39 protein-coding genes and 3 pseudogenes are annotated in these 26995 nt (G+C 42.8%); 1 reads left to right on the plus strand and 41 read right to left on the minus strand.

Translation table 11 applies throughout. From position 1 onward, the window contains the following. Window positions 1–48 precede the first annotated feature (48 nt). From DW904_RS13010 to murB, 40 genes and pseudogenes are all read right to left on the minus strand, one after another. Complete coding sequence (locus DW904_RS13010) at window positions 49–693, minus strand: WYL domain-containing protein (protein WP_118581163.1); 645 nt, start codon at window positions 691–693, stop codon at window positions 49–51. Between the two features lie 101 nt (window positions 694–794). Next, window positions 795–1520: a glutamine amidotransferase gene (locus tag DW904_RS13015; protein WP_118581166.1), complete on the minus strand. Its 726-nt coding sequence runs from the start codon at window positions 1518–1520 to the stop codon at window positions 795–797. Then, window positions 1517–2854, minus strand: a complete 1338-nt coding sequence (locus DW904_RS13020; protein ID WP_118581169.1) for a Mur ligase family protein — start codon at window positions 2852–2854, stop codon at window positions 1517–1519. The genes DW904_RS13015 and DW904_RS13020 overlap by 4 nt, the downstream gene beginning before the upstream one ends. Before the next feature lie 125 nt (window positions 2855–2979). Then, a complete protein-coding gene (locus DW904_RS13025; protein ID WP_118581172.1) occupies window positions 2980–3834 on the minus strand; it encodes a phosphatidylinositol-specific phospholipase C/glycerophosphodiester phosphodiesterase family protein in 855 nt (284 codons plus the stop codon). Window positions 3835–3917: 83 nt separating this feature from the next. Next, complete coding sequence (locus DW904_RS13030) at window positions 3918–4454, minus strand: bL17 family ribosomal protein (RefSeq protein WP_118581175.1); 537 nt, start codon at window positions 4452–4454, stop codon at window positions 3918–3920. A gap of 110 nt (window positions 4455–4564) precedes the next feature. After that, window positions 4565–5524, minus strand: a complete 960-nt coding sequence (locus DW904_RS13035; RefSeq protein ID WP_118581178.1) for a DNA-directed RNA polymerase subunit alpha — start codon at window positions 5522–5524, stop codon at window positions 4565–4567. 54 nt (window positions 5525–5578) lie between these two features. Next, complete coding sequence (rpsD, locus tag DW904_RS13040; RefSeq protein WP_118581181.1) at window positions 5579–6172, minus strand: 30S ribosomal protein S4; 594 nt, start codon at window positions 6170–6172, stop codon at window positions 5579–5581. Between the two features lie 22 nt (window positions 6173–6194). Further along, window positions 6195–6589: pseudogene (gene rpsK, locus DW904_RS13045) on the minus strand (30S ribosomal protein S11). A gap of 57 nt (window positions 6590–6646) precedes the next feature. Beyond that, on the minus strand, window positions 6647–7015 hold the full coding sequence (rpsM, locus tag DW904_RS13050; RefSeq protein WP_117852568.1) for a 30S ribosomal protein S13: 369 nt from the start codon (window positions 7013–7015) through the stop codon (window positions 6647–6649). Between the two features lie 299 nt (window positions 7016–7314). Then, window positions 7315–7428, minus strand: coding sequence for a 50S ribosomal protein L36 (rpmJ, locus tag DW904_RS13055; protein WP_003022746.1), 114 nt, complete (start codon window positions 7426–7428; stop codon window positions 7315–7317). Window positions 7429–7718: 290 nt separating this feature from the next. Next, window positions 7719–7937, minus strand: coding sequence for a translation initiation factor IF-1 (infA, locus tag DW904_RS13060; RefSeq protein ID WP_117852566.1), 219 nt, complete (start codon window positions 7935–7937; stop codon window positions 7719–7721). 33 nt (window positions 7938–7970) lie between these two features. Beyond that, entirely contained in the window at window positions 7971–8729 is a 759-nt protein-coding gene (gene map / locus DW904_RS13065; RefSeq protein WP_118581184.1) for a type I methionyl aminopeptidase, read from the minus strand. 18 nt (window positions 8730–8747) lie between these two features. Continuing rightward, window positions 8748–9392 carry an adenylate kinase gene (locus DW904_RS13070; RefSeq protein WP_118581187.1) on the minus strand — a complete coding sequence of 215 codons (645 nt, stop codon included), beginning with the start codon at window positions 9390–9392 and terminating at the stop codon, window positions 8748–8750. A gap of 71 nt (window positions 9393–9463) precedes the next feature. Beyond that, a pseudogene (gene secY / locus DW904_RS13075) lies at window positions 9464–10779 on the minus strand (preprotein translocase subunit SecY). A 13-nt stretch (window positions 10780–10792) separates the two neighbouring features. Then, window positions 10793–11233: a 50S ribosomal protein L15 gene (gene rplO, locus DW904_RS13080; RefSeq protein WP_118581190.1), complete on the minus strand. Its 441-nt coding sequence runs from the start codon at window positions 11231–11233 to the stop codon at window positions 10793–10795. Window positions 11234–11254: 21 nt separating this feature from the next. After that, window positions 11255–11437 (minus strand): 50S ribosomal protein L30, encoded by a 183-nt coding sequence (gene rpmD, locus DW904_RS13085; protein WP_117852555.1) that lies wholly within the window; start codon window positions 11435–11437, stop codon window positions 11255–11257. Between the two features lie 14 nt (window positions 11438–11451). Continuing rightward, window positions 11452–11961 (minus strand): 30S ribosomal protein S5, encoded by a 510-nt coding sequence (gene rpsE / locus DW904_RS13090; RefSeq protein WP_117852552.1) that lies wholly within the window; start codon window positions 11959–11961, stop codon window positions 11452–11454. 18 nt (window positions 11962–11979) lie between these two features. Next, window positions 11980–12348, minus strand: coding sequence for a 50S ribosomal protein L18 (gene rplR, locus DW904_RS13095; protein ID WP_118581193.1), 369 nt, complete (start codon window positions 12346–12348; stop codon window positions 11980–11982). Window positions 12349–12365: 17 nt separating this feature from the next. After that, window positions 12366–12905: a 50S ribosomal protein L6 gene (gene rplF / locus DW904_RS13100; RefSeq protein ID WP_118581196.1), complete on the minus strand. Its 540-nt coding sequence runs from the start codon at window positions 12903–12905 to the stop codon at window positions 12366–12368. Between the two features lie 95 nt (window positions 12906–13000). Further along, window positions 13001–13402, minus strand: a complete 402-nt coding sequence (gene rpsH, locus DW904_RS13105; protein WP_118581199.1) for a 30S ribosomal protein S8 — start codon at window positions 13400–13402, stop codon at window positions 13001–13003. A gap of 198 nt (window positions 13403–13600) precedes the next feature. Beyond that, window positions 13601–13786, minus strand: a complete 186-nt coding sequence (locus DW904_RS13110) for a type Z 30S ribosomal protein S14 (protein ID WP_117852543.1) — start codon at window positions 13784–13786, stop codon at window positions 13601–13603. Between the two features lie 73 nt (window positions 13787–13859). Then, complete coding sequence (gene rplE / locus DW904_RS13115) at window positions 13860–14399, minus strand: 50S ribosomal protein L5 (protein ID WP_118581202.1); 540 nt, start codon at window positions 14397–14399, stop codon at window positions 13860–13862. 22 nt (window positions 14400–14421) lie between these two features. Beyond that, a complete protein-coding gene (rplX, locus tag DW904_RS13120) occupies window positions 14422–14733 on the minus strand; it encodes a 50S ribosomal protein L24 (protein WP_118581205.1) in 312 nt (103 codons plus the stop codon). 11 nt (window positions 14734–14744) lie between these two features. Then, window positions 14745–15113 (minus strand): 50S ribosomal protein L14, encoded by a 369-nt coding sequence (rplN, locus tag DW904_RS13125; protein WP_022067326.1) that lies wholly within the window; start codon window positions 15111–15113, stop codon window positions 14745–14747. Between the two features lie 14 nt (window positions 15114–15127). Further along, window positions 15128–15385, minus strand: a complete 258-nt coding sequence (gene rpsQ, locus DW904_RS13130; RefSeq protein WP_117852536.1) for a 30S ribosomal protein S17 — start codon at window positions 15383–15385, stop codon at window positions 15128–15130. Between the two features lie 18 nt (window positions 15386–15403). Continuing rightward, a complete protein-coding gene (gene rpmC, locus DW904_RS13135) occupies window positions 15404–15613 on the minus strand; it encodes a 50S ribosomal protein L29 (RefSeq protein ID WP_118581208.1) in 210 nt (69 codons plus the stop codon). Beyond that, window positions 15603–16040, minus strand: coding sequence for a 50S ribosomal protein L16 (gene rplP, locus DW904_RS13140; protein ID WP_117852531.1), 438 nt, complete (start codon window positions 16038–16040; stop codon window positions 15603–15605). The genes rpmC and rplP overlap by 11 nt, the downstream gene beginning before the upstream one ends. Further along, window positions 16040–16696 carry a 30S ribosomal protein S3 gene (gene rpsC, locus DW904_RS13145; RefSeq protein ID WP_117852529.1) on the minus strand — a complete coding sequence of 219 codons (657 nt, stop codon included), beginning with the start codon at window positions 16694–16696 and terminating at the stop codon, window positions 16040–16042. Before rpsC ends, rplP begins: the two co-directional genes overlap by 1 nt. A gap of 11 nt (window positions 16697–16707) precedes the next feature. After that, the gene (gene rplV, locus DW904_RS13150; RefSeq protein WP_117852663.1) at window positions 16708–17097 is read right to left on the minus strand and encodes a 50S ribosomal protein L22; all 390 of its coding nucleotides are present in this window, start codon (window positions 17095–17097) and stop codon (window positions 16708–16710) included. A gap of 97 nt (window positions 17098–17194) precedes the next feature. Further along, window positions 17195–17476: a 30S ribosomal protein S19 gene (rpsS, locus tag DW904_RS13155; RefSeq protein WP_015526921.1), complete on the minus strand. Its 282-nt coding sequence runs from the start codon at window positions 17474–17476 to the stop codon at window positions 17195–17197. 15 nt (window positions 17477–17491) lie between these two features. Then, complete coding sequence (gene rplB / locus DW904_RS13160; RefSeq protein WP_118581211.1) at window positions 17492–18337, minus strand: 50S ribosomal protein L2; 846 nt, start codon at window positions 18335–18337, stop codon at window positions 17492–17494. A 195-nt stretch (window positions 18338–18532) separates the two neighbouring features. Further along, a pseudogene (gene rplW / locus DW904_RS13165) lies at window positions 18533–18831 on the minus strand (50S ribosomal protein L23). After that, a complete protein-coding gene (rplD, locus tag DW904_RS13170) occupies window positions 18831–19451 on the minus strand; it encodes a 50S ribosomal protein L4 (protein ID WP_118581214.1) in 621 nt (206 codons plus the stop codon). Before rplD ends, rplW begins: the two are co-directional and overlap by 1 nt. 21 nt (window positions 19452–19472) lie before the next feature. Then, window positions 19473–20105: a 50S ribosomal protein L3 gene (rplC, locus tag DW904_RS13175; RefSeq protein ID WP_117852520.1), complete on the minus strand. Its 633-nt coding sequence runs from the start codon at window positions 20103–20105 to the stop codon at window positions 19473–19475. 80 nt (window positions 20106–20185) lie between these two features. After that, window positions 20186–20503: a 30S ribosomal protein S10 gene (gene rpsJ / locus DW904_RS13180; protein WP_117852518.1), complete on the minus strand. Its 318-nt coding sequence runs from the start codon at window positions 20501–20503 to the stop codon at window positions 20186–20188. Window positions 20504–21072: 569 nt separating this feature from the next. Further along, window positions 21073–22140: a hypothetical protein gene (locus DW904_RS13185; protein WP_118581217.1), complete on the minus strand. Its 1068-nt coding sequence runs from the start codon at window positions 22138–22140 to the stop codon at window positions 21073–21075. Between the two features lie 31 nt (window positions 22141–22171). After that, window positions 22172–22426, minus strand: a complete 255-nt coding sequence (locus DW904_RS13190) for an HPr family phosphocarrier protein (RefSeq protein WP_118581220.1) — start codon at window positions 22424–22426, stop codon at window positions 22172–22174. Further along, window positions 22423–23382, minus strand: a complete 960-nt coding sequence (whiA, locus tag DW904_RS13195; protein WP_118581223.1) for a DNA-binding protein WhiA — start codon at window positions 23380–23382, stop codon at window positions 22423–22425. Before whiA ends, DW904_RS13190 begins: the two co-directional genes overlap by 4 nt. A gap of 17 nt (window positions 23383–23399) precedes the next feature. Further along, window positions 23400–24278, minus strand: a complete 879-nt coding sequence (rapZ, locus tag DW904_RS13200) for an RNase adapter RapZ (RefSeq protein WP_118581226.1) — start codon at window positions 24276–24278, stop codon at window positions 23400–23402. Window positions 24279–24395: 117 nt separating this feature from the next. Further along, a complete protein-coding gene (murB, locus tag DW904_RS13205; RefSeq protein ID WP_118581229.1) occupies window positions 24396–25307 on the minus strand; it encodes a UDP-N-acetylmuramate dehydrogenase in 912 nt (303 codons plus the stop codon). A gap of 229 nt (window positions 25308–25536) precedes the next feature. On the opposite strand from murB, the gene DW904_RS13210 reads away from it, so the two are divergent. Further along, complete coding sequence (locus DW904_RS13210; protein WP_243110416.1) at window positions 25537–25992, plus strand: stage V sporulation protein AB; 456 nt, start codon at window positions 25537–25539, stop codon at window positions 25990–25992. On the opposite strand, the gene DW904_RS13215 is transcribed toward DW904_RS13210, so the two are convergent. After that, a complete protein-coding gene (locus DW904_RS13215; RefSeq protein ID WP_118581232.1) occupies window positions 25987–26991 on the minus strand; it encodes an AraC family transcriptional regulator in 1005 nt (334 codons plus the stop codon). The genes DW904_RS13210 and DW904_RS13215 overlap by 6 nt on opposite strands. Window positions 26992–26995 lie beyond the last annotated feature (4 nt).

Below are 26995 nucleotides of genomic sequence, written 5' to 3' on the forward strand. Positions count from 1 at the left end.
TGTAACTTCATATCATTCTCTATTTTCAAGCTTTTTCAAATAGTATTCTTACTTATATTCTTTCAGGATTCCCTTCAGATAATCACGGTAAGCCTGAACTGACTTCTTAGGCTTCATAAGGATTACATCTTTCCCCATGCCTGTAAGCCATCCGTAAAACTCAGAGGTCTCATCCACCTGCACTGCAGCAACGAAAGTATCCTCTTCTTTCTCCTTGTACTGGGCATAATTTCCAAGTGCTGCCATGACTTCTTTCTTTTTCTTATTTCTGCAAAGAAGCTTCACCGGTTTATCCTCCTCAGAATCTGACGGTGGAAGCAGCCAGGAATTTTTCGCTTTTTTGTGAGCCTCATTGGAAAATGCACTGCCTTCATTCTCTGCTCCAGCACTGTTTTTTGCAGAGTCTTCCGGATTTGCACCATTCATTTCTGTAGTGGATGTATTTACGCTCTCTGCGGCAGCTTCTCCGGCAACATAATATCCGGTATACTTTCCTCTTTTAAACTTAATGTCCATGCCAAAGCTTCTCAGCACTTCCATATCGTCATAAATACTTTTTCGCTCAGCACTGACTCCGTTTTCCTGAAGTCTTCCGATAATTTCCTGCATAGTGCACGGATGTGTTTCACTGGTCTCTCTCAATATTTTTTCAAGATAAAGGATTTTCCCTTTTTGATTGATTCCTTTTGCCATATCGTTCCCCTTATTTTTATCTGTACATATCAGAGCATGTTTGAAAAAGGCTCTCTGCAAGGCAGGAATGATTTTCAAACAGGCTTTGGAGCTTGTTTGTATCAGTTCTCTTTTACAAAGCGATGATATACGTAATCATTTGCTGCCTTCTCTTCTGTATCATCCAGCGGCGCAAGCTGGACTTCCTTTCCATATTTCTGCTCAAGAGCATGTGCGATCAGCCAGTCTGCCAGCTGCGGGTTCTTGGGAAGAAGCGGACCGTGAAGGTACGTTCCGATCACATTCTTGTAAACCACACCCTCATAGCCTGTTTTTCCATCATTTCCAGAGCCATAGAGTACTTTTCCCAGAGGCTTGCAGTTATTAATACAGGTTCTTCCTCCATGGTTCTCAAATCCAACCACAGGCATATCAAAAAGGTCACTTTTCAGCACAATATTGCTGATCAGACGTCCCTCTCCCTGTTCAGTGTAAAGGTCTACCAGGTCAAGCCCTGTAATGGTTCCCTGATCTGTCTTATAATATTTTCCAAGAAGCTGGTAACCACCGCAGATAGCGATAACTACGCCTCCATCTTCCACATATTTCTTAAAATCCGGCTGAATTTCCTTCAGTTTCTCACAAACCAGCATCTGCTCCCTGTCGGAACCACCGCCCAGTAGCACAATATCCAGTCTGGAAAAATCAATCTTGTCACCCAGTTCAAAAGCAATGGTCTCTGCCTCAATTCCACGCCACTGGCAGCGTCTCATAAGGCACTGGATATTTCCTCTGTCTCCATACAGGTTCAGGAGATCAGGATATAAATGTCCGATTGTCAGTTTCATTCCTTTTCTCCCTCCATTTTCTTAAGAATATTATGAGTGCTGAATAATGCAGTGTAGTTTACCAGAACGTAGAGATTGCCTACGCCGTCTTCAATTCTTTTTCGGATCGCTGTTTCCACATTTTCCTCAAGCATAACCGGAATGTCCACATATTTCATCCGGAGGCGCATATCCTGGCAGCGGATACCGCTGACTGTAATGGAATGAATGCTTGCATCGCCCAGAAGGTCAAAATCCACATCCCAGAGCCAGGAAATATCTGTTCCATCCTGTGCATTGTCGTTGATGGTGATAATAATATCTTTCTGTGTTTTATCCTGCATAACTGCGGAAATATTCTGGTTAAAACCGGCAGGATTCTTTGCAAGGTTCAGCATAACACCAGTGCCTTTAATACGGAACTGTTCCATACGACCATTTTCCGGATTAAATTTCTGAAGCATATTCTGGAAATGCTCTCCGGAAAATCCAGCTGTACGCAGCCCGGCATAAGCAGCCAGAATATTATATACATTATAAAAGCCTTTGTAATTGGCTGTAAGGTGCTTATCCTCCACCTGAAAGGACAGTTGATCACCAACCTTTACATCATGGGCATCATATTTGATTTCCGGTCTTGCAAAGCCACAGGATGGGCACTTGTAATCCCCCAGCTGACTATAGTGGTAAAAACTGTATTCCAGCCTGGCACCACACTTTTTACAAAAACGTCCTTCCCGTATCTCGTTTGCCGCACTCTTCTGGACAGGCTTACTGATTCCGTATGTGATATACGGATTGCCGCTGTCCATAGCAAGATACGCCGAAAGCGCATCATCCGCATTTACGATTACCTGCATTTTCGGTACTGTGCGGATCATCTCTTCCAGAATGTTCATGGTAATATCAATTTCACCGTAGCGGTCCAGCTGGTCGCGGAACAAATTAGTCAGAAGCATGTAGTCCGGCTTCAGGCCTGGAAATACATGGCGGGTAGAAGCCTCGTCTACCTCAATGCAGGCGTAATCTGCATCCAGCCTGCCTGTAGGTCCGGCAGCCAGCACAAAAGCTGCTACAACGCCGTTTAACATGTTAGAACCGGTGTGATTGCAGACTACTTTCTGCCCTTCATTTTCAAGGGCTGCGCAGAGCATGTTGTTGGTGGTTGTCTTACCGTTGGTTCCACAGGTTACAAATATTTTCTTCCGCACCTGAGAAGAAAGATCTTCCAGGATGTCAGGATTGATCTTTAATGCGATCTTGCCCGCCCAGGTCACTCCCTGGCGTCCCATTTTCCTGCAGATAAAGCCTGCAGATTTCGCTGCAAAAACAGCAGCCATTGTTCTGATTTTCATGTGTATTTAATCCTTTTTCACTACTATTCACAGGGTAAAGCTCAAAAAGCAATTATGAATGAGCCAATGAATGGCAGTCCTTTTCAAGTATTATTTTCGTATGTTATATAATTAGACAGTGCAGCTTAATTCAGGTTATCTGTGATCAGTACATCTGTACAGACACCTTGCGCCCCATTCGCCAGATATCTTCTGGCTTCCTCTTTGTCATTTATGGTATAAATATATACCAAAATGTCCCGTTCGTCAAAAATTTTCTGCACTTCTTCGGACCAGTAGTCACGATAAATGGTTACAGCCATGATTTTATTGGTTTGACAGAATTCTGCAATATCGTTCAATTCTTCTGTGGTATATTCCTGCCACAGAGAATAGATATATGCAGGAAATTTATACAAAAGTGCTGTTCCAGGATACATGGCTGAATTGTATATTTCCGGGATGATCTGTTTAAGCGTATGCTCGATGCCAGCTTTTATAGAGATTTCCCTGTACTGTGCATAATCCTCAAGAGTACGCTGGTAATTGCGGACAGAATATTGTTTGGAATCTATCATTACAAATGCATCCGGATATTCGTCCAGCAGTTTCAGAAGGTCTTCAAAGGTCATAGGGGTGTATTTCCCATATATAGGCGTATTTAAAAATTCTTCTGAGGATAGAACTTTTCGTTCTTCTCCTTCCCATTGTCCAAGAGACTCTTTCCAGTTATGGCGGCACACCCATACTCCATCACTGGTCTGCGTCAGATCCACCTCAAACAGGCGGCAGCCTTTATCATAATAATTGATAAAGCTTTCTCTGGAATTTAAGTATGTGAGACCGTCAATCCCACCCAGAGCATGCGTTATAATATTGTAATTTTCCCAGTCAAATTCCGGTGTATTCACTGGAATTTCTTTTTTCGCTTCGTACCGGGCGGAGCCTGTCAAAAGCCAGGCTAACAAACAAATTTCTATTAATAAAAGTAACTTTCTCACATTGGTATCCCTAAATTAAGAAAAAAGAGATATCTACGAAACGTAAATATCTCTTTTCTTATAATCAGTAATTCTGTTTCGGATTAAACCAGCTCGATGAGCACTTCCATAGCGCCATCACCTTTACGCTGTCCAATCTTAACGATTCTGGTGTATCCACCGTTACGGTTAGCGTATTTTGGTGCGATTTCCTCGAACATCTTCTTAACCATATCTACATCTTTGGTGTTTTTCTTCTTGCCAGCGCCCTTAGCCGGAACTTCTTTAACCGGGTAGAACACTTTCATCATCTGACGACGAGCGTGAAGTCTGGATGGAGCATCTTTTGTGATCTGCTTCTCAACTTCATCGTAAACAGTTTTCTTCTTACCGTCTACAACTTCTTTCACTCTCTTGCCTTCAGCGTCTTTTCTTGCAACTTTAGCTGTTACAGTAACAGTCTCAAAGTTGTCTTTCTCGCGAACAGCCATAGCTACAAGGCCTTCAGCGATCTTACGGATCTCTTTAGCTTTAGCTTCTGTTGTAACAATTTTTCCATTGTATAACAGATTTGTAACCTGGTTTCTTAACAGAGCTTTTCTCTGGTCAGCTGTTCTGCTTAATTTTCTATATTTTGCCATTTAATTTTCCTCCATCTGTGGGACAGCAGTCCACGCTTGTTCGGTCTTACTGGGCTGCTGCTTAGCAAATCCCCACTGTAATAATCTTACGCGATACCTTTATGGTTATCTTACTCTTCTGTTGGCTGAAGCTGTAAGCCCAGCTCTTTCAACTTGGCAAGTACTTCCTCTAAAGACTTACGTCCAAGGTTACGTACTTTCATCATGTCGTCAGAAGTCTTATTGCAAAGCTCCTCAACAGTATTGATGCCTGCTCTCTTCAGACAGTTGTAAGAACGAACTGAAAGCTCAAGCTCATCAATGCTCATTTCAAGAACTTTCTCTTTCTCATTGTCTTCTTTCTCGATCATAACCTCAGCGGTCTTTGCATTCTCGGAAAGGTCAATGAAAAGGCTTAAATGCTCGCTTAATACCTTTGCTGCAAGGCTTACTGCCTCATCAGGATCCAGCGTGCCATTTGTGTATACATCAAGTGTCAGTTTATCAAAGTCTGTAACCTGACCCACACGTGTATTCTGCACAACCATATTGACTCTCTCAACCGGGCTGTAGATTGCATCAACTGCAATTACACCGATTGGCATGTCATCTGATTTGCCCTTATCCGCACTCACATATCCGCGGCCTTTTGTAATGGTAAGTTCCATTGCAAGTCTGCAATCCTTACCACCGTTTAAGGTAGCGATTACCTGATCCGGATTCATGATCTCGATATCCTGATCTGCCTGAATATCAGCAGCTGTCACAACACCTTTGCCCTCACACTCAATGTATGCGGTCTTCGGCTCATTGTCAGCACTGTTATTCTTAATTGCAAGACTCTTAAGATTCATGATGATCTCTGTCACGTCTTCTTTTACTCCAGGGATGGAGCTGAATTCATGAAGAACACCATCGATCTTAACCTGACTTACTGCAGCTCCCGGCAGGGAGGACAGCATAATTCTTCTAAGAGAATTGCCAAGTGTAGTACCGTAACCTCTTTCAAGAGGTTCTACAACGAATCTTCCAAATTTTTTATCTTCAGATATCTCGGTAATTTCGATTTTTGGTTTATTAAAATCAAACACTATAAATTTCCCTCCTTCTGGGTTGTATGCAATTGAGGGTATTATCAGGGCTCATTATTTGGAGTACAACTCGACGATAAGCATCTCGTTTACAGGAACGTCAATTTCTTCTCTTGTAGGAAGCTCTTTTACAACGCCCTTAAGATTCTCCTGGTCAGCCTCAAGCCAGTTCGGAACAAGTCTTCCGCCTGTTACCTCAAGGATTCCTTTGTATCTCTCAGAACCTTTGCATTTCTCTTTGATCTCGATGCTGTCGCCAGCTTTTACGAGATAAGAAGGAATGTTAACGCATTTTCCGTTTACAAGAACGTGCTTGTGGTCAACGATCTGACGAGCTTCTTTTCTTGTTCTTGCAAATCCCATACGGAAAAGAACATTGTCAAGTCTTGTCTCAAGCATGATCATCAGGTTCTCACCAGTCTGACCTTTCATTCTGTCGGCTTTCTTGTAGTAGTTACGGAAAGGTTTCTCCAGAACGCCATAAATGAATTTTGCTTTCTGTTTTTCTTTTAACTGAAGACCGTACTCAGATACTTTACGGTTTGCACGTTTTAACTGTCTTGTGGATTTTTTATCAATTCCTAAATAAATTGGATCCATTCCAAGGGATCTACATCTTTTCAGGACCGGTGTTCTATCTACTGCCATCTTGGCTTACCTCCTAATTCAATTAGACTCTTCTACGTTTTGGTGGACGGCATCCGTTGTGCGGAACCGGAGTTACGTCACGGATACTTGTTACTTCAAGACCGCATGCCTGAAGGGCACGGATAGCAGCCTCACGACCTGATCCTGGTCCTTTAACCATTACGTCTACTGTTTTAATCCATGAATTAAAGCAGCCTTTGTTGCAGTCTCAGCTGCCATCTGTGCTGCATAAGGAGTAGATTTCCTTGAACCTCTAAATCCCAGACCGCCGGCACTTGCCCATGAAAGAGCGTTTCCTTCGTTGTCAGTCAGAGTAACAATTGTGTTGTTAAAAGAAGACTGGATATGTGCCTGTCCGTGTTCAACGTTTTTCTTGACACGACGTTTTGTTGTCGTTTTTTTAGTTGTTTTTGCCATTTTAAAACTAACCTACGCTTTCCTTAATCAATCAAAATTTATAGTTAGGATACTGAATTATTTCTTCTTATTTGCTACTGTTCTCTTCGGACCCTTGCGTGTTCTAGCATTGGTCTTGGTCTTCTGACCACGAACCGGAAGTCCTTTACGATGACGGATTCCTCTGTAGCATCCGATTTCCTGCAGTCTCTTAATGTTCAGGGCGATTTCTCTACGAAGATCACCTTCTACCATCATTGTCTCATCAATGACAGCCTGAAGTCTCTTAACTTCATCATCAGTCAGGTCTCTGACACGTGTGTCAGGATTTACATTTGCCTGAGCAAGGATTTTGTCTGCACTTGGTCTTCCGATACCATAAATATAGGTAAGACCGATTTCAATTCTTTTCTCTCTTGGTAAGTCTACACCAGCTATACGAGCCATGTACTGTTTCCTCCATTTTCTTTACTGAAAGTTCTGCGTCTTCGTACATCACTTGTATCAGATACAAGGTGAAATGGGATGCATCCATACGCACTCTTTCTTAATTCTTAGTTCCTAATTGGGGTGCCTCGGTATAACACCCAGCTGCTTTTGGCGATTCGCAGCCTTTCCGAAATTTGCGGCCAACGGGCCAACGTTGCCTCCGGTATTAGGCAATACATGCTTAGTTCATTATATGTCAGATGATACAACCCGTCCGGGTGTTTCACCTGCAGCCGCATTCACAAACAATGGATCAATCAACCCTGACGCTGTTTGTGCTTTGGATTCTCACAGATAATTCTGATAGAACCTTTTCTCTTAATGACCTTGCATTTCTCGCAGATCGGTTTTACAGATGATCTTACTTTCACTGGAAATCCTCCTTCCGTAAAATATAGCATTAAAATCTGCAGTTTAGGGCGCAGTTATACACACGTACAAGCGCGTCCGCATTGTATTGTAGCATTATGGTCTACAAAATGCAAGCAGTTTTTTAAATTTTTTTACATTTTTCTAATTTTTTTAGTTTCCTGAAGTTTGAAACATTTTTTCTGTGTTCAGTTTCTTCTATTATAGAAGAAACTCCTGTACCATAGAAGCATTTTCTCAGGCACAGGAGTTTTATATTCATTAATCCGAATTTGCTATTAACGAATCTGAATTACTTATCTCGCCAGATGATTCTTCCCTTGGAAAGATCATATGGGGAAAGCTCCATTGTTACTTTGTCTCCTGGAAGAATACGAATAAAGTTCATGCGCAGCTTGCCGCTGATATGAGCAAGTACAACATGTTTGTTTTCAAGTTCCACTTTAAACATTGCGTTTGGCAGCTTCTCTAAAACAGTGCCTTCTACTTCAAGTACATCTACTTTTGACATTTTATACCTCCTGTATCGCCTTAATGATAATGATTAATACTCTGTGAGTGTCAGAATCTCCGGTTCGCCATCTGTAATCAGTATGGTGTTCTCATAATGTGCGGAAAGGGAACCATCCATGGTCACCACTGTCCATTCGTCATCCAGCCAGCATACATCTGCTCTGCCCATATTGATCATGGGCTCTATGGCAAGTGTCATGCCTGGAAGTAATTTCACTCCCCTGCGTTTCTGAGGGAAGTTGGGAATCTGCGGATCTTCGTGAAGATGAGTACCAATCCCATGTCCCACCAGATCTCGTACAATACCATAACGGTATTTCGCCGCATACGCTCCGATTGCCTTGGAAATATCATTGAGATGATTTCCTGCTTTCGCGAATTTTATTCCTTCAAAGAAGCACTGCCTGGTTACATCCATAAGCTGCTTGGCTTCTTTGGAAACTTCTCCGACTGCATAAGTACGGGCCGCATCAGAATGATATCCTTTATAGATCAGTCCTGCATCAATCTTTACCAGATCACCATCCTGGATAATTTTGTCCTCCGAAGGAATTCCGTGGACCACTTCATCATTCAGGCTGATGCAGAAGGAGCCAGGAAAGCCTCCATAATTCAGAAAATTGGGAATGCATCCCATGGAACGGATCATATCTTCGCCGATACGGTCGATCTCCTTGGTACTCATTCCTGGTTTAATATAAGGGATCAGCCCGTCATGGACTTTTTCCAGAAGATGTCCGGATTCCCTCATAAGTTCAATTTCTTGTGCTGTTTTTATTGAAACTGACATTACTTCTTATCCTCTATTCTATTCGCCAAGGATCTTCACAATATCACCAAATACCTCATCCAGGTTCTTGGTGCCATCTACAGTTTTCAGTACGCCCTGACCAGTATAGTAGTCGATAAGCGGCTGAGTCTGCTCATGATATACATTCAGACGCTTCTGTACAGTCTCCGGCTTGTCATCGTCACGAAGCACAAGATCCTCACCGCATGTATCGCAAACCCCCTCTGTCTTCGGAGCTGCAAATACAACGTGGTAGGTTGCACCACATTTTACGCATGCGCGTCTTCCACCCATACGGTTCACGATATTCTCATCCGGAACATCAACATCAATAGCATAATCAATCTTGCTTCCCAGCTTGCTTAAAGCATCGGTAAGGCATTCAGCCTGTGGGATTGTTCTTGGAAAACCGTCCAGAACATAGCCGTTCTTGGCATCCGGCTGCTGGATTCTGTCCACAACAAGGTCGCAGGTAAGTTCATCCGGTACAAGCAGTCCCTGGTCCATATAAGTTTTTGCTTTTTTCCCAAGTTCTGTGCCATTTTTGATATTGGCACGGAAAATATCGCCTGTAGAGATATGGGGAATACCATATTTCTCAGCAATTTTCTTAGCCTGGGTTCCTTTTCCTGCACCTGGTGCACCTAACATGATAATTCTCATAAAAAGCCCTCCATTTTCTCATACTACGAATTAAGGCTGTGACGCATATAAGCACCACAACCTTTATTCTTTTAGTTGTTCAGGAAGCCTTTGTAATTGCGGACAAGCATCTGTGATTCAATCTGTTTCACAGTCTCCAGGATAACTCCAACAATAATGATGATGGAAGTACCACCGAAGGATACGTTTGCACCGAATACTCCATTGAAGAAGAACGGAATAACCGCAACGATAATCAGCCTACTGCACCTATAAATATAATATAATTTAAGATTTTAGTCAAATAGTCTGACGTTGGTTTTCCTGGACGGATACCAGGAATGAAACCACCCTGCTTTTTGATATTGTCTGCAACTTCCAGCGGGTTGAATGTGATGGAAGTGTAGAAATATGCAAAGAATACGCAAAGTACAATATACAGAAGCAGTCCCCAGCTATACTGTGGCTGACTTGGATTACACCAGTTATTGGATGATAATCCTCGAATAATCTCACTGCCGATGCCGGTTCCATTAGCTTTTCCTGCAAGCTGTGCGATTACGCCTGGGAAAGACATAATTGAGGAAGCAAAAATAACCGGAATAACACCAGCGGTGTTAACTTTCAGCGGTATATTGGTAGTCTGACCACCCATCAGCTTTCTGCCGACCATTTTTCTGGAATACTGAACAGGAATTCTTCTCTCTGCACCGTTAAGGATCAGTACAAATACCACCATGACAATGATTATTGCAACAATGATAACCCCTGCAAGCAGTCCTTTTGCAATTGTTTTTCCTTTGATGAAGTTCTCATAAAGAAGAGATAAGTCACTTGGAACACGGGAAACGATGTTAATGGTCAGGACGATGGAAATACCATTTCCAACACCCTTCTCAGTAATACGCTCACCGATCCACATCAGCATGGCAGAACCAGCTGTGAGGCAAGCAACTACAGTTAAGCCTTTAAAGAAGTTCATGTTCGGGATCAGACCCTGGCGACCAAAACCGATTGCCATTGCCACAGACTCAAACAACGCAAGACCAACAGTTACATAACGGGTAATGGCAGTAATTTTCTTTCTGCCCTCTTCTCCATCTCTCTGCATCTCCTCCAGAGCCGGAATAGCAATTGTGAGAAGCTGCATGATAATGGATGATGTAATGTATGGCGTGATGTTCAATGCAAAGATTGACATCTGGGTAAATGAGCCACCAGTGAACGCATCAAAGAAATTGAATGCGTCACCAGTGTTTTTAGCAAACCACTCTTTAAAGAAATCGCTATCTACTCCCGGAACAGGAAGCTGTGATCCGATACGGATGACAAGAATCATCCATAATACATAGAGGAGTTTACGTCTCATCTCTTTTACTCTGAAAACGTTTTTGAGAGTTTCAAACATTTGATCACCTCTATTAGATCAGCTCTACTGTACCACCTGCAGCTTCGATTTTAGACTTTGCAGTCTCACTTACAGCATTTACTTTAACTGTAAGCTTCTTGGTAAGCTCGCCGTTTCCAAGGATTTTAACGCCGTCACCAGCTTTGGAAATTGCACTGCTTGCAAGTAAGCTCTCAACTGTAACCTCTGCACCATCCTCAAAACGGTTCAGAACATCAACGTTGATTGCAATGATCTCTTTAGAGTTTCTGTTTGTGAATCCTCTCTTAGGCAGACGTCTGTATAAAGGCATCTGTCCACCTTCAAATCCCGGTTTCTTGTGTCCGGAACGTGCTAACTGTCCTTTATGGCCTTTACCGGCTGTTTTGCCGTTTCCAGAACCATGTCCACGGCCTCTTCTGAAGTTATCGCTGTGCTTAGAACCCTCAGCTGGTCTTAAGTTTGATAATTCCATTATGGCACCTCCTTTTTGTAATTATGCTTCTTCTACTTTTACCAGGTGCTGTACCTGCTGAATCATTCCTCTTGTTGCCGCATTGTCTGGCATCTCAACTGTTTTGTGCATTTTGGTAAGACCCATTGCTTTAACAGTAAGTTTGTGCTTCGGAACTGCGCCAATCGGAGATTTTACTAAAGTAACTTTTAATGTATTTGCCATTTTAATATTCCTCCTTAAGCCAGAATCTCATCAACAGATTTTCCACGAAGTTTTGCAACTTCTTCCGGAGTTTTTAACTGTCTTAAGCCTTCGATGGTTGCAAGAACAACATTCTGCTTATTTCTGGATCCCATACATTTTGTACGGATGTTTTTGATACCAGCTAACTCGATAACGGCACGAGCCGGGCCGCCGGCGATAACTCCAGTACCTTCCGGAGCTCTCTTAAGAAGCATGGAAGCGCTTCCGTAAGAACCTACGAAGTCATGTGTAATGGAACCATTCTCATCTCTTGCTACGGTTACTAATTTCTTAATAGCATCCTCTTTTCCTTTGCGGATTGCTTCCGGAATCTCGGCTGCCTTTCCAAGTCCTGCACCAACGTGTCCATTGCCGTCACCTACAACAACTAAAGCTGTGAAACGGAAGTTACGACCACCTTTAACAACCTTGGTAACACGCTTGATTGATACTACTTTATCTTCTAACTCTAACTGACTAGCATCAATAAGATTACGTTTCATGTGTTTCGCTCCTCCTTATTAGAATTTCAGTCCAGCTTCTCTTGCTGCGTCTGCCAGTGCTTTTACTTTACCGTGGTAAATGTATCCACCTCTGTCAAAAACAACTTCCTCGATGCCGGCTTCCACTGCCTTCTTACCGATTACAGTGCCAAGATATGCTGCTGCTGCAACATCGTCGGTGTTCTCAAGCTGTGCTTTTACGTCTTTCTGAAGAGTAGAAGCAGATACTAAAGTCTTTCCAACGGTGTCATCGATAATCTGTGCATACATGTGTTTATTGGAACGAAATACTGCAAGACGCGGAGTTGTTGCAGTGCCATTTAAATGATGACGTAATCTTCTATGCTTTTTCTCGCGAATTTCCGCTCTAGATGCTTTATTAACCATTTTCTCACTCTCCTTAATTATTTCTTACCAGTCTTACCAACTTTGCGTCTGATAACCTCAGTATCATACTTAATACCTTTACCCTTATATGGCTCAGGTCTTCTCTTATCTCTGATCTCAGCTGCAAACTGTCCAACTTTTTCCTTGCTGATACCGGAAACGATAATCTTGTTACCGTCTACTTTGGTCTCAATACCTTCCGGATCTTCCATTTCTACCGGGTGAGAATATCCAAGGTTTAAAGTAAGCTTCTTGCCCTGCTTAGCGGCTCTGTAACCAACACCGTTAACTTCAAGAGTCTTGGTGTATCCTTCGCTTACACCAACAACCATGTTGTGGATAAGGCTTCTTGTTAAGCCGTGAAGGGATTTCATTTTCTTTAAGTCGTTTGGTCTTGCAACAACTACATGACCATCTTCAACTTTGATTTCCATCTCTGTTGGAAGCGCTCTCTCAAGTGTTCCTTTTGGTCCTTTTACGGTTACTACGTTTCCTTCTGCAACAGATACTTCAACTCCTGCCGGAATAGCAACCGGAAGTCTACCGATACGTGACATACTATGTGTCCTCCTTACTTAGATTATCGGAGAGGTTTTCGCAACCTCTCTGTTTTCAGTGTTTCGTCTACTTCTTGAATGAATGGAGCCGAAGCTTACCATACAAATGCAAGAACCTCGCCGCCTACCTGAAGTTTACGAGCTTCTTTATCGGTGATAACACCTTTATTAGTGGAAAGGATTGCGATTCCAAGTCCTCCAAGAACCTTCGGAAGCTCTTCCTTACCAGCATAAACACGAAGACCCGGTTTAGAGATTCTCTTTAAACCTGTAATGATCTTCTCGTTTTTGTCTTCGCCATATTTCAGTGTGATATGGATGTTTTTAGCAACACCATCTTCAACTAAATCGTATTTTGCAATGTATCCCTCATCAACAAGGATGTTTGCAATTGCAATTTTCATCTTGGATGCTGGTACATCTACTGTGTCGTGTTTTGCAGTGTTTGCATTACGAATTCTTGTAAGCATGTCTGCGATTGGATCGCTCATTGTCATGTTAGTTTCCTCCTCATATTCAGACTTTACATGTCATAGTATATTTATATAAATTTACGTGTTACCTGTGTAACATCATCCCGTGCTGAACTGGTACTGCACCTTGCGGCTTGCACTCGTTAAGGTTCGGGATGGACTTTGCACGAAATTCATGTTCGCCTTACGGCTTACATTCATTAAGCGACTTTCAGCTTCGGCTTACCAGGAAGCTTTCTTAACTCCCGGGATCTGTCCTTTGTAAGCTAACTCACGGAAGCAGATTCTGCAGATTCCGTATTTTCTTAAATATGCATGTGGACGTCCACAAATTCTGCAACGGCTATATTCTCTTGTAGAAAATTTAGCTGGACGCTGCTGTTTGATTTTCATTGCTGTCTTAGCCATGAATCGTTCCTCCTATATCAGATCTGCTGACCCCGGCAAGGAGCCGGCGGTCAACTTTGGAATGTTCCTCTACTTATTTCGCAAAAGGCATGTTGAACAGCTTCAGTAACTCACGAGCTTCCTCATCAGTATTTGCTGTTGTAACGAAGATAATGTCCATACCTCTTACTTTGTCAACTTTATCGTACTCAACTTCTGGGAAGATAAGCTGCTCTTTGATACCAAGAGCGTAGTTTCCTCTTCCATCGAATGCGTTAGGATTAACGCCACGGAAGTCACGTACACGTGGAAGTGCCAGGTTGATCAGACGATCAGCGAACTCATACATCTTCTCGCCTCTTAATGTTACTTTACATCCGATCGGCATTCCCTCTCTGATTTTGAAGTTAGCAACAGATTTTTTAGCTTTTGTTGCGATAGCTTTCTGTCCTGTGATCAGCTCCATATCTGCAATAGCTGCATCAAGAAGCTTAGCATTCTCTTTTGCTTCACCAACACCCATGTTAATTACGATCTTGTCGAGTTTTGGCACTTGCATAACGTTTTTATATCCGAATTTTTTGGTCATGGCATCCATGATCTCATTAGTATAAAGTTCTTTTAATCTACTCACTTATGTCTGCCTCCTCTCTCAATTAATCGATAACCTTACCTGTTGCTTTGGCAACGCGGACTTTTTTGTCACCATCCATCTTAAAGCCAACTCTTGTTGCTTTTCCATCTGCCATAAGCATTACGTTGGAGATGTGAAGCGGAGCTTCTTTTGTGATGATTCCACCATTCTGGTTTGCAGCTGATGGTTTGGTGTGTTTTGTAACCATATTAACGTTCTCTACTAATACGGTATTGTCTTTTACGTTAACGGCAAGGACTTTGCCTTCTTTGCCTTTATCTTTACCAGCGATTACTGTAACAGTATCACCTTTTTTAATCTTCATAGCTGACATTAGGCACCCTCCTATAATACTTCCGGAGCTAAGGAAACGATCTTCATGAATTTTTTCTCACGAAGCTCTCTGGCAACTGGTCCAAAGATACGTGTTCCTCTCGGAGTTAAGTCGTCTTTAATGATTACGGCAGCATTTTCATCGAAACGGATATAGGATCCGTCTTTACGACGAGCGCCTTTTTTGGATCTAACTACAACAGCCTTTACTACGTCACCTTTTTTAACAACGCCGCCTGGTGTTGCATCTTTAACAGTAGCAACGATTGTATCGCCGATGTTTGCATATCTTCTTGTAGAGCCACCCATAACACGGATACAAAGGATTTCTTTTGCACCAGTGTTGTCGGCAACTTTCAGTCTTGTTTCCTGCTGAATCATACTGGTTATCCTCCTTATTTAACTCTCTCTACTACTTCAACCAGTCTCCATCTCTTGTCTTTGGACAGCGGTCTGGTCTCCATAACTTTTACGGTATCACCGATGTTGCACTCATTGTTTTCGTCATGAGCTTTTAATTTATATGTTCTCTTCACGATTTTCTTGTAAAGAGGATGTTTTACATGGTCTTCAATTGCAACTACGATGGTCTTATCCATCTTATTGCTGACAACCTTACCCACGCGGGTTTTTCTCAGATTTCTTTCCACGATTATGTCCTCCTAAATTCACTATTTGGAAGCGTTAGCTTTCGCAGTGATCACTGTCTGGATTCTGGCAATATTTCTGCGAACCTCTTTGATTCGTCCTGTATTGTCTAATTGATTGGTTGCATTCTGAAATCTCAGATTGAAAAGTTCTTTCTTAGCAGCTACTAATTCTTCGTTTAATTCTGCAGCTGATTTTGCCTGTAAATCTTCTACGAATTTATTAATTTTCACTGTTATCACCGCCTTCTAACTCTGCACGAGAAACTATTTTGCATTTACATGGTAACTTGTGCATTGCAAGACGTAATGCCTCACGAGCGATTTCTTCTGAAACGCCTGCGATCTCAAACATAACACGTCCTGGTTTAACAACTGCTACCCAGTATTCCAGGGCACCTTTTCCGGAACCCATACGAGTTTCTGCTGGTTTTGCTGTTACTGGTTTATCTGGGAAAATCTTGATCCAAACCTTACCACCACGTTTGATATAACGGGTCATAGCAACACGGGCTGCCTCGATCTGATTAGATCTGATCCAGCAAGGCTCGGTAGCAACAAGACCGAATTCACCATAATTGATCTGATTACCTCTAAGGGCTTTTCCTCTCATGGAGCCACGGAATTGTTTACGACGTTTAACTCTTTTTGGCATTAACATTATTTATCGCTCCCTTCCTTAGTTCCTTTAGTTGGAAGAATCTCACCATTGTAGATCCATGCCTTTACACCAACTTTGCCATATGTGGTGTCTGCTTCTGCGAAACCATAATCGATGTCTGCACGAAGTGTCTGAAGCGGAATAGTTCCATCGCTGTAGAACTCTGTACGAGCCATATCAGCTCCACCAAGACGTCCGGATACGGATGTTTTGATTCCCTTTGCTCCAGATTTCATTGTACGCTGCATTGTAGATTTCATAGCACGTCTGAAGGAGATACGGTTCTCCAGCTGAAGAGCGATGTTCTCTGCAACAAGCTGAGCGTCTCTGTCTGGTCTCTTAACTTCTTTGATATCAACGATAAGCTTCTTGTCTGTGTATTTAGCAAGTTCAGCTTTAACTTTCTCGATCTCAGCGCCGCCTTTACCGATTACGATACCAGGTTTAGCTGTGTAAATGATAACTTTGACTCTGTCAGATGCTCTCTCGATCTCGATCTTGGAAACACCTGCGCTGTATAATTTCTTTTTGAGGAATGTTCTGATGTTGTAGTCCTCTACCAGATAGTCTGCGAAATCGCTCTCTGCATACCATCTTGAATCCCAATCCTTGATAACACCGACTCTAAGGCCATGTGGGTTAACTTTCTGTCCCATGTCTATCCTCCTTATTTCTCATCCAGCACGATGGTAATATGGCTTGTTCTCTTCTCGATTCTGTAAGCTCTACCCTGTGCTCTTGGCTGGATTCTCTTCATTGTAGGTCCTTTATTTGCATAGCAGGCTGCAACGACGAGATTGTCTGCGTTCATTCCGTTATTGTTCTCAGCGTTAGCAATAGCTGATTCCAGTAACTTTTTGATTACGCTGGAAGCGTATCTTGGGTTGTATGTCAGGATACCAAGTGCTGTCTGCACATCTTTGCCACGGATTGCATCTAAAACGTAGCAGGCTTTCTGAACAGAAATTCTTGCATAAGATAATTTTGCAGACGGTCTTGTCTCTCTATTATTCTCATTTCTGGCTCTCTTAATCTGGCTTCTATGTCCTTTTGCCATTTTAAAGTGCCTCCTTTCGTCATATTCAATATTCAGGTAAACACCTGGGTTGCCCGAACCGCTTCTTGCGATCAGGCAGCCTGGTGAAAAGTACTAATTAGCGAACACCGGATTTCTTTTCGTCTTTTCCGTGTCCTCTGTAGGTTCTGGTAGCAACAAACTCACCAAGTTTGTGACCAACCATATCCTCAGTAATATATACCGGCACATGTTTTCTTCCGTCATGGACAGCGATTGTATGTCCAACAAAAGACGGGAAGATTGTGGAACGGCGTGACCAAGTTTTGATTACGGATTTATCATTTGCAGCGTTTAATGCATCTACTTTTTTAAGTAAGCTCTGATCTGCAAAAGGTCCTTTTTTCAGTGAACGAGACATTCTTAATCCTCCTTATTATTTGCTTAAAGCTTTTCCATCGCGTCTTCTTACGATGAGCTTGTTGGACGCTTTGTTTTTCTTTCTTGTCTTCAGACCAAGAGCAGGTTTGCCCCAAGGTGTACACGGACCTGGACGTCCAACCGGAGCGCGGCCCTCTCCACCACCATGTGGATGGTCATTCGGGTTCATAACAGAACCGCGAACTGTAGGTCTGATTCCCATGTGACGCTTACGACCAGCTTTACCGATGTTGATCAGGTTGTGATCACCATTTCCGATAATACCTACTGTAGCACGGCAGATGATCGGAACCATTCTCATCTCACCAGATGGGAGACGAAGTGTAGCGTATTTGCCTTCTTTAGCCATAAGCTGAGCACCATTACCAGCGGAACGAACCATCTGTCCGCCCTTTCCTGGGTGAAGCTCAATGTTATGAACCATAGTACCAACCGGGATAAGCTCTAACGGTAAGCAGTTACCTACACGGATTTCAGCTTCCGGTCCGTTCATAACTTTCTGTCCAACTTTAAGTCCTTCCGGAGCAAGAATGTATGCTTTCTCGCCATCTGCATAGCAGATAAGTGCGATGTTTGCTGTTCTGTTCGGATCATACTCAACAGATTTAACTACTGCCGGGATTCCATCTTTTCTTCTCTTGAAGTCGATGATTCTATATTTTCTACGGCTTCCGCCTCCCTGATGTCTTACAGTGATTTTACCCTGGTTATTACGTCCAGCGTTTTTCTTTAAAGACACGGTAAGGGATTTCTCTGGTGTTGCTTTCGTAATCTCAGAGAAGTCGGAACCAGTCATATGTCTTCTAGACGGGGTATATGGGTTATAACTTTTGATTCCCATTTCTTTTCTCCTTTCAAATTTGTTCTCACGCTTTTGAATGCGTATATTCGCGATATTCAGAGTGCCAAGGATTCAGAAGAAGCAGGTCGTCATGCTTGCATGTAAGACCGGATTCTTATGAAGACTTGAAAGCGTGTAACGCGACCGAGGAAGCAAAGCTTCCGAGGTGCACTCGTACGAATCGCAAGCTATCAATTAAAGACCCTCGAAGATCTCGATGTCTTTGCTGTCCTCTGTAAGGGCTACGATAGCTTTTTTGGATTTAGCAGTTTTTCCAACTACCATTCCACGGCGTTTTTTCTTACCATCAAGATTCATGGTATTTACGCTTTTAACTTTTGTTCCATCGAACATTTTCTCAACTGCTTCTTTGATCTGAGCTTTGTTTGCTTCCGGATGAACAAGGAAAGTATATTTCTTCTCACCCATAGCAGCCATGGATTTTCAGTGATCACTGGTCTTTTGATCACGTCGTAATATTTAATATCTGCCATTATGCGTATACCTCCTCGATGGATGCTACAGCGTCTTTAGTTACTACTACAGTACCGTGGCTCATAACATCATATACGTTGATGCCGTTAGCAGCTACAGTCTGTACGTTCTCGATATTTCTTGCAGAAAGGATTACGTTCTTGTCTTCCTGTGCTGTTACAATAAGAGCTTTCTCTGCTTTCAGGTTTGTAAGAACCTTCTGCATTTCTTTTGTCTTTGCATCAGCAAGTGCAAGGCTATCAACAACTACGAATTTATTGTCCTGAACTTTGGAAGTCAGAGCGGATTTAAGAGCTGCTCTTCTTTCTTTTTTGTTCATTTTTACTTCATAATCTCTTGGAGTTGGTGCGAAAATAATTCCGCCGCCTGTCCACTGTGCAGCACGGATAGATCCCTGTCTAGCATGACCGGTTCCTTTCTGTCTCCAAGGTTTTCTTCCGCCACCGCTTACTTCAGAACGAGTTTTCGCTTTCTGAGTACCCTGGCGTTTATTTGCAAGCTGACGAACAACAGCAAGGTGAACAAGATGCTCATTGACTTCAACGCCAAATACTGCATCGTTCAGCTCCATTGTTCCAACTTCATTGCCTTCCATATTATAAACAGTTACGTTTGCCATTTGTGTGCTCCTCCTTTCTTATTATAAGGACTTTACTGTCTCTTTGATTGTAACCAAGGATTTCTTAGGTCCTGGAACAGCACCTTTAACTAACAGTAAGTTATTCTCTGTATCTACGCGTACGATCTCAAGATTCTGAACAGTTACCTGCTCGCTTCCCATATGACCTGGCATGTGTTTTCCTTTGAATACCTTGCTCGGATCAGAACAAGCACCATTGGAACCTGCATGACGATGATATTTGGAGCCGTGAGCCATAGGTCCTCTGGACTGTCCATGTCTCTTGATTGCGCCCTGGAAGCCTTTACCTTTTGAAACTGCTGTTGCATCGATGTGATCTCCAGCTGCAAAGATATCAGCTTTAATTTCCTGTCCTACCTCATATTCAGCAGCGTTCTCAAAACGGAATTCTTTAACGAATCTCTTAACTGCAACGCCTGCTTTTGCAAAGTGGCCTGTTTCCGGTTTGTTCACCAGTTTCTCTCTGATGTCGCCGAAGCCAACCTGAACTGCTGTATATCCGTCGTTCTCATCTGTTTTAACCTGAGTTACGACACATGGACCAGCCTGTAAAACGGTTACCGGAATTAACATTCCATCTTCGTTGAAGATCTGAGTCATTCCGACTTTGGTAGCTAAAATAGCTTTCTTCATCTTTCTTCCTCCTATAGCGGATTGCCCTTTCGGGTAATCATATAATAAATAGCTAAATGCTTATGCATTTACAAGATTAATTATTTTGCCTTCATCTTGATGTCGATATGAACACCAGCAGGCATTTCCAGTCTGGACAGTGCATCAACTGTCTTCTGGGTCGGAGCAATGATATCAATCAGTCTCTTATGTGTTCTCTGCTCAAACTGTTCTCTGGAATCTTTATATTTGTGAACAGCTCTTAAGATTGTAACAACTTCCTTCTTAGTTGGAAGCGGAACCGGTCCGCTAACTGTTGCACCATTCTTCTTAACAGTGTCGATGATCTTTGCAGCAGATGCATCTACTAACTGATGATCGTAAGCTTTTAATGTGATTCTCATTACCTGATTTGCCATAAAAAAAGTCTCCTCCTATTCGTACTCACTATCAGTACGACAAGCGGCGACTGTACACATCTCCGTGTGTGTCCTAAAACATCTTCCTGCTACGGACATTCTCTCACACGTCCCATCCCAAGATGGCTATTGAACTTGTACAGTGACTTGTCGTCAGTTTCCTAACTTGACATTCGCTCCACGGAAAACCCGCCTTACTCGGCGGCAACCTCGCGCTTCATTGCTATCATGTCACAGCAGTTATTAGTATACACAAAGGTTTTAAAAATTGCAAGTGTTTTTTTCAAAAAATCCAGATGTTTTTTTGTATTATTTTAAATACAATCTAGGGTGTATCTGAAAAAGGCTTTCTGCAAGATGTGAGTGTGTATATTCCAGTTTTTTTCTTTCTTCCTATTATATAGTGCTTCTAATAGTTGTCCGTTATACTCCTGCTGGCAACTGTCAATCAGCTTTCATTATTTAATACAGTGGTTCTAAAGCCTCGCGAAATCATTGTCTTTTCCTTAATAAAAAAAGAGAAGAGGCATCATCATCGAATGCCTCTTCTTTCCTATTATAATAATGAATCAATCTTCATCATCATAGTATTCATCTTCGTCCTCATCTTCGTCAGCAAAGATATCAGAATAATCAAACAAAGTAACCTTTGTTATCTCATCCTTCACAATGTCAGGAGCATCTCCTTCTTTCTTTGCTTTCGCAGCAAGCTGCGCCGGTGAATATCTTGGGATTGCCAGTTTCTTGATCTCAACTGGTTTATCCTCTTCTTCCTCATGAATCTCCGGAGCTGCTTTCTTCTTCGGTGCTGCCTTCTTAGTCTGTGTTGCAGGCTTAGCAGACTTCCTGACCGGTTTGGAGTCCTTTGCGGTAGCTGCTGCTACTTCTTTCTTCAGAAGTTCATGTGCTTCACTTGTAGCACTCTGTACAGCTCTTTGTGGCGCTTCCTCTTCCTCTACATCAAAATCGTCTTCATCGATTTCATCCACAAAGCCACCGGTACGGATCTTACGCTTCTCTTTCTTGCTGCGCTTGCCCTGTGCTTTGATCTCACGCTCTTCATCACGGTACTCACGCTCTTTACGCTTCTCTTCTTTCTTCAGCTCTTTACGGCTCTTCACGTATCCTGGTTCTGTATCCTCCGGATAGTCGTCATAATCATCCTGATCTTTTTTCCAGAGTTCTGCGATTACATAAAGAATAATCAGAAACAGAACGGTAAGTCCAAGAACAATCAGCCCCTCAATACTCTTGGTAGCTGCCATCAGATATCCGATAAACGGAATTGTTACAACAATTTTCGGAAGGTAGCTTCCAATTGCCACATTAATCGGCTGTCCCTGAGAAACAGTTGGATCCATAGCAGTACCTGTACCATTTGCGACATCAGCGCTGGCCAGTGTATAACGATACACTGCATTCTCATCATTTACAAGGATCGGTGTACCCAGAGCTGCTTCTTCGGTTTTAACCGGAATTGCATATGTAACAGATCCCATTGCCAGATTTGACTTGACTGTGGAGTCGTCTCTGATTTCAGTCGTCACTCCAAAGAATGGAGGAACCGCTAATGCAACCACACAAAGTATGGTACATATTACAACAAAATGTACTATAAATTTTAAAAACTTAGACATTGGTAACCATCCTCACTTTTTACGGCAGCCTTTACTGGTTGCTCAGATACTGTTCAATACTGCTCATCGCAGCTTCTTCATCTTCACCATTAGCAGAAAGTGTAATCTCCTCACCGGCGTCAAGTCCCAGTGTCATCATACCCATAATACTCTTGGCATTTACTTTCTTCTTACCTACTTCTACGTAGATTTCACTGTTGAACTGACTTGCCACCTGTACCAGCTGTGCAACGGGTCTGGCTTCAAGCCCTGTGGACAGGTGAATGGTGATTGGTTTTTTAATCATAATAACTCCTCCTTGTTTTCCCTCAGGTCATCTGCAAGCAGGCTTAATTTACGAAGCCGGTGATTTACTCCAGACTTTCCAACCTGTGGGTTCAACATCAATCCTAGTTCTTTAAGTGTTGCTTCCGGATACTGCAGCCGCAATCTGGCGATCTCTTCAAGTCCTTCATTCAGACTCTCCAGGCCCACCTTTTCCTCAAGAAGTCTGATATCCTCGATCTGCTTCACTGCTGCATTAACCGTCTTATTTATATTAGCAGTCTCACAGTTTACCTTCCGATTCACAGAATTGCGCATCTCTTTCAGGATACGGATATTCTCCAGATCCATAAGAGCTACATTTGCTTCCATAATAGCAAGCATGTCTACAATCTGCGCCCCTTCCTTCACATAGAGTACATAAGACTTCTTACGCAGAACCATCTTGGCATCTATATGAAAGCTGTGAATAATTTCCTGCAGCTGCCCGCTGATCTCCTGGCTGGGACATACAATTTCGAAATGGTATCCCTTCTGAGGATCACTGATCGAACCTGCCGAGAGAAAAGCACCGCGTACAAACGCCCTTTTGCAGCAATCCCTCTGATATACAATAGAATTGGATACAAGTGGCATCCCTCCGCTCACTCCCGAAAATTCCAGCTTGGCAGAATCCAGTATTTCCTTTACTAAAAACTGATCAATAATGGAAATACAATAAAGATTTCCCTTTCTGAAACGGTCAATCCGGGAATTTGATACATCTGTCTCTATATTAAATGTTTTTTGCAATAATGTAAAGCCTTTTCTTGAAAGTGCCTCATTTTCTGTCTGGATACGCAGGGATTTTCTCCCATCAGTTCCAGCCTCCAGGCTGCCGCAGAAAGTAAAGATTGCAGCCAGTTCCGCAATCCTGCAGTGTCTTCCGGAGCCGATATGCCTGGAAAGTTCTTCTTTCACCATCCCTGAAAAAGACATTCCACGATCTCCTCTTTCTATTTTTTCAATAGGCGATCTTTATCCACATCTCTGTGCTCCAATCGAAAACCATATTCACCATTTCTGGCAATCCGGCTGTACAACTCCCTTGCAATGGTAACAGAACGGTGCTTGCCCCCTGTGCAGCCAACTGCAATTACAAGGCTTGTTTTACCTTCCTGTGCATACTTAGGAATCAGGAACTCCACCATATCTTCCAGTTTATTTGCAAAAATCCTTGCGGTCTCATTATCCATTACATAATTAAACACGCTCTCATCCATACCGGTAAGGGGACGTAATTCATCCTCATAATATGGATTCGGAAGAAAACGCACATCGAATACCAGGTCTGCATCTGCCGGAATTCCATACTTAAATCCAAAAGACAGAACCGTGACCATCATATTACAGAATTTTTCATTATTTACAAAAATCTTCTCAATTTCCTGGCGCAGCTCCCTTGTAAGAAGGTGACTGGTATCAATAATATAATCAGCTCTCTTACGAAGAAAATCCATTTTCTGGCGTTCCAGACGGATTCCGTCATCTACCCTGCCGTTACTGGCAAGCGGATGGCTGCGTCTGGTTTCCTTATAACGCTTTACCAGCACGGAATCTTCTGCATCCATAAAAAGAATCTCAAAATCATATCCAGCTTCTTTCATATGATCCAGAACCTGTGCCAGTTCTTCCAGAGAGTGACCGCTTCTGGCATCAATACCAAGAGCCGCATTCTGGACTCCTTCTTCATGTACTTCCAGCATCAGGGAAGCAAATTTCTCCACCAATGGAATAGGAAGATTGTCCACACAAAAATAGTGGGCATCCTCCAGCATTTTCAGCACAGTAGACTTACCTGCGCCGGAAACGCCTGTAACAATTACAAATCGCATAATTTATCTCCTGCCGGGCAAAACAGTGTCACTGCTCACGGCCTGACCAGTAGCAGTAAAACGGACTCTTCTGCCTCTTATGTGTCTTAAATCCATTCCAAAGGATTCTTCATGGCTCTAGAATTCTCCCAGAAACTTCACCTCTGGTTCAAGCTTCACACCAAATTTCTCCATAACAATTCTTTGAACATCAGACATCAACGTGGTAACATCTTTCGCTGTGGCATTTCCTGTATTGATCACGAAACCGCAATGCTTCTCAGAAACCTGAGCACCGCCTACCTGATAGCCTCGCAATCCGCTGTCCATGATCAGTTTGCCTGCAAAATAGCCCTCTGGCCGTTTGAAAGTGCTTCCTGCACTTGGATAAGAAAGTGGCTGCTTGCTGGTTCGCATCCCTGCTAGCTCCTGCATACGGCTGCGAATCTCCTCCTGATCACCCTTTTCAAGAGAAATGACAGCTTCCAGAACAATATAGCCTGCTTCTTTTATCACACTGGTTCGATAACCCATGTGAAGTTCATCTGCCTGCAAGGTCAGGACTCCGCCCTCTGGAGTAAGAACCGTGACTTCTTTCAGAACATCCTTCATTTCTCCGCCATACGCTCCTGCATTCATCACCACAGCGCCGCCTAAGGTTCCCGGAATTCCCCCTGCAAACTCAAAGCCAGTCAGCGATGCCTCTCTTGCAGCTGCAGCAATTCCAGATAAAAGAGCTCCTGCCTGGGCGTGGATCCTGCTGTCTTCAACTCTGATCTGTCCAAAGTTTCTATACAGCTGCACTACTACTCCCTGATAGCCCTTGTCGCTTACAAGAAGATTGCTTCCATTTCCAAGAATAAAATACGGAACATTTTTTTCCTTACAAACAGCTATGATTTTCTTAATCTCATCAGCATTCTCCGGTACCAGAAAGAAATCTGCCGGACCGCCAATTCGGAATGTAGTATGCCTGCTCATAAGCTCCGCTTCCAGTATCCGGTTATCTTCCAGAATTTCCTGGAACCGCTGTTTTAAATTTACATTCACAGATTTACATCCTCTATCTTTCTATACTCAACTTTTCTATCAAATGATATCTGCGCCAATCCTATTCTTTCCATTGCCGCATCGTTTTATTATACTATTTAACTTCACAAATGTACAGAAAAAACGCATATTTTCCAAGATTCTTTCCATACTAAATGTTGTTATGACAGTTGCAAAACAACAAACTTTTCTCAGCGACAGGTTCGTTTCGTGAAAGGAGATCTCACCCATGCTCCAGCAAATTTTCCTATCCATAGTTGGCTTCTGCTCTGGAATCATCATCGCAGGCGGTGTAGTTGGCCTGCTTATCGGTCTTTCCATCGTTCCCCGCTATGCCGGTATCACTCATACAGGAAAACATATATTGTTATATGAAGATATTACGCTTCTTGGCATTGTATGTGGTAATCTTTTTTTCCTCTATGGCTGGCACATTCCAGGCGGAACCTTTACTCTGCTCCTTTATGGACTTTTTTCCGGTATCTTCCTGGGCGGATGGATCATGGCACTTGCTGAGATGGCAGATGTTTTCCCCATCTTTTCCAGAAGGATCAAACTGACCAATGGAATCCGATGGGTCGTGATCGCAGTGGCCTCGGAAAAGCTTTGGGATCTTTGTATTATTTTTATAAACGGTGGTTTCCCTGAATTGCGTAAAAAAATCAACGCAGCTAATTTTCTATAATAAATAAGAAGGAACGTTTTTACCAGACTTTCCTTTTTTATCCTTCTTTGACACCTTGGCGCTTTCTTCTTTATTTTCTCCGGTGATTATCGGACATTCATCTGACAGGTCACGGTACCATTTCCGATAATCTGCAGGAGAACAGCCCATCTCTTTTCGGAAAGTCTCTGAAAAATAGCTTGCTCCTGCAAAACCATTTTCCACTGCAATATCTCCCATGGAAGCTGTCTTCTCCAGAACTGCATCCATACTGTTCCAAATTCTGCATTTCTGCAAATATTCGAATGGAGTCATCTCCATATGTTTCTTAAAGAAACGGCAAAAATCACCAGTGCTTACCTGACATGCTTCTGCCATAGCAGAAAGAGTCAGTTTCTCGTTACAATGCTCAGTGAGATATCCTGTCATACGATTCAGTTTCACCCGTTCTCTGATCACTGCATTCTTACATTCCGGACGCGGCTGGGCAAATTTCTTATAAAGACTTCCCCATGCAGTGAACAGCCAGCTCTTCATATCCAGTTCATAGGCCATATCCCTGCCTTCTGCTGTCTGCGCAGCGGCGAGAAGTGCCTGAAGAAGAATGTCTTCATCTGTATCTTCCTCAGCTGACGGCATAAACCTGCAATAAGCGAAGGATTCTGCTTCTGCAACCGGTGAAATATATTTATTCTGAAGGCTCTCATCTCCAGCTGCCAGATACTCTCCAGCCACCTCAATTATATAAAAACTGCTGCTTTCCTTCTCACTTCTGACCAGACGATAGGACTGTCCTGCATTGATAAATAACGCCTCGCCAGCTTCCAGATCTACTTTTTCCTGATTTATCTGACACTGTATTTCTCCTTCTTCTGCCAATAGAAAAGTGAATGCATTCCCACTGATGCATGGCATATGTCCAAATTCCGGCTGAAGCAGTCCCAGCTTATAGATTCTGATCTTATTCTCAGTTTCCTCTGTAAGGAGCTGTACTCCCTTCCCTATAAAATATTTTCCCATAAGG

The organism is Ruminococcus sp. AM42-11, assembly GCF_003480145.1.
GTDB lineage: Bacteria > Bacillota > Clostridia > Lachnospirales > Lachnospiraceae > Blautia_A > Blautia_A faecis.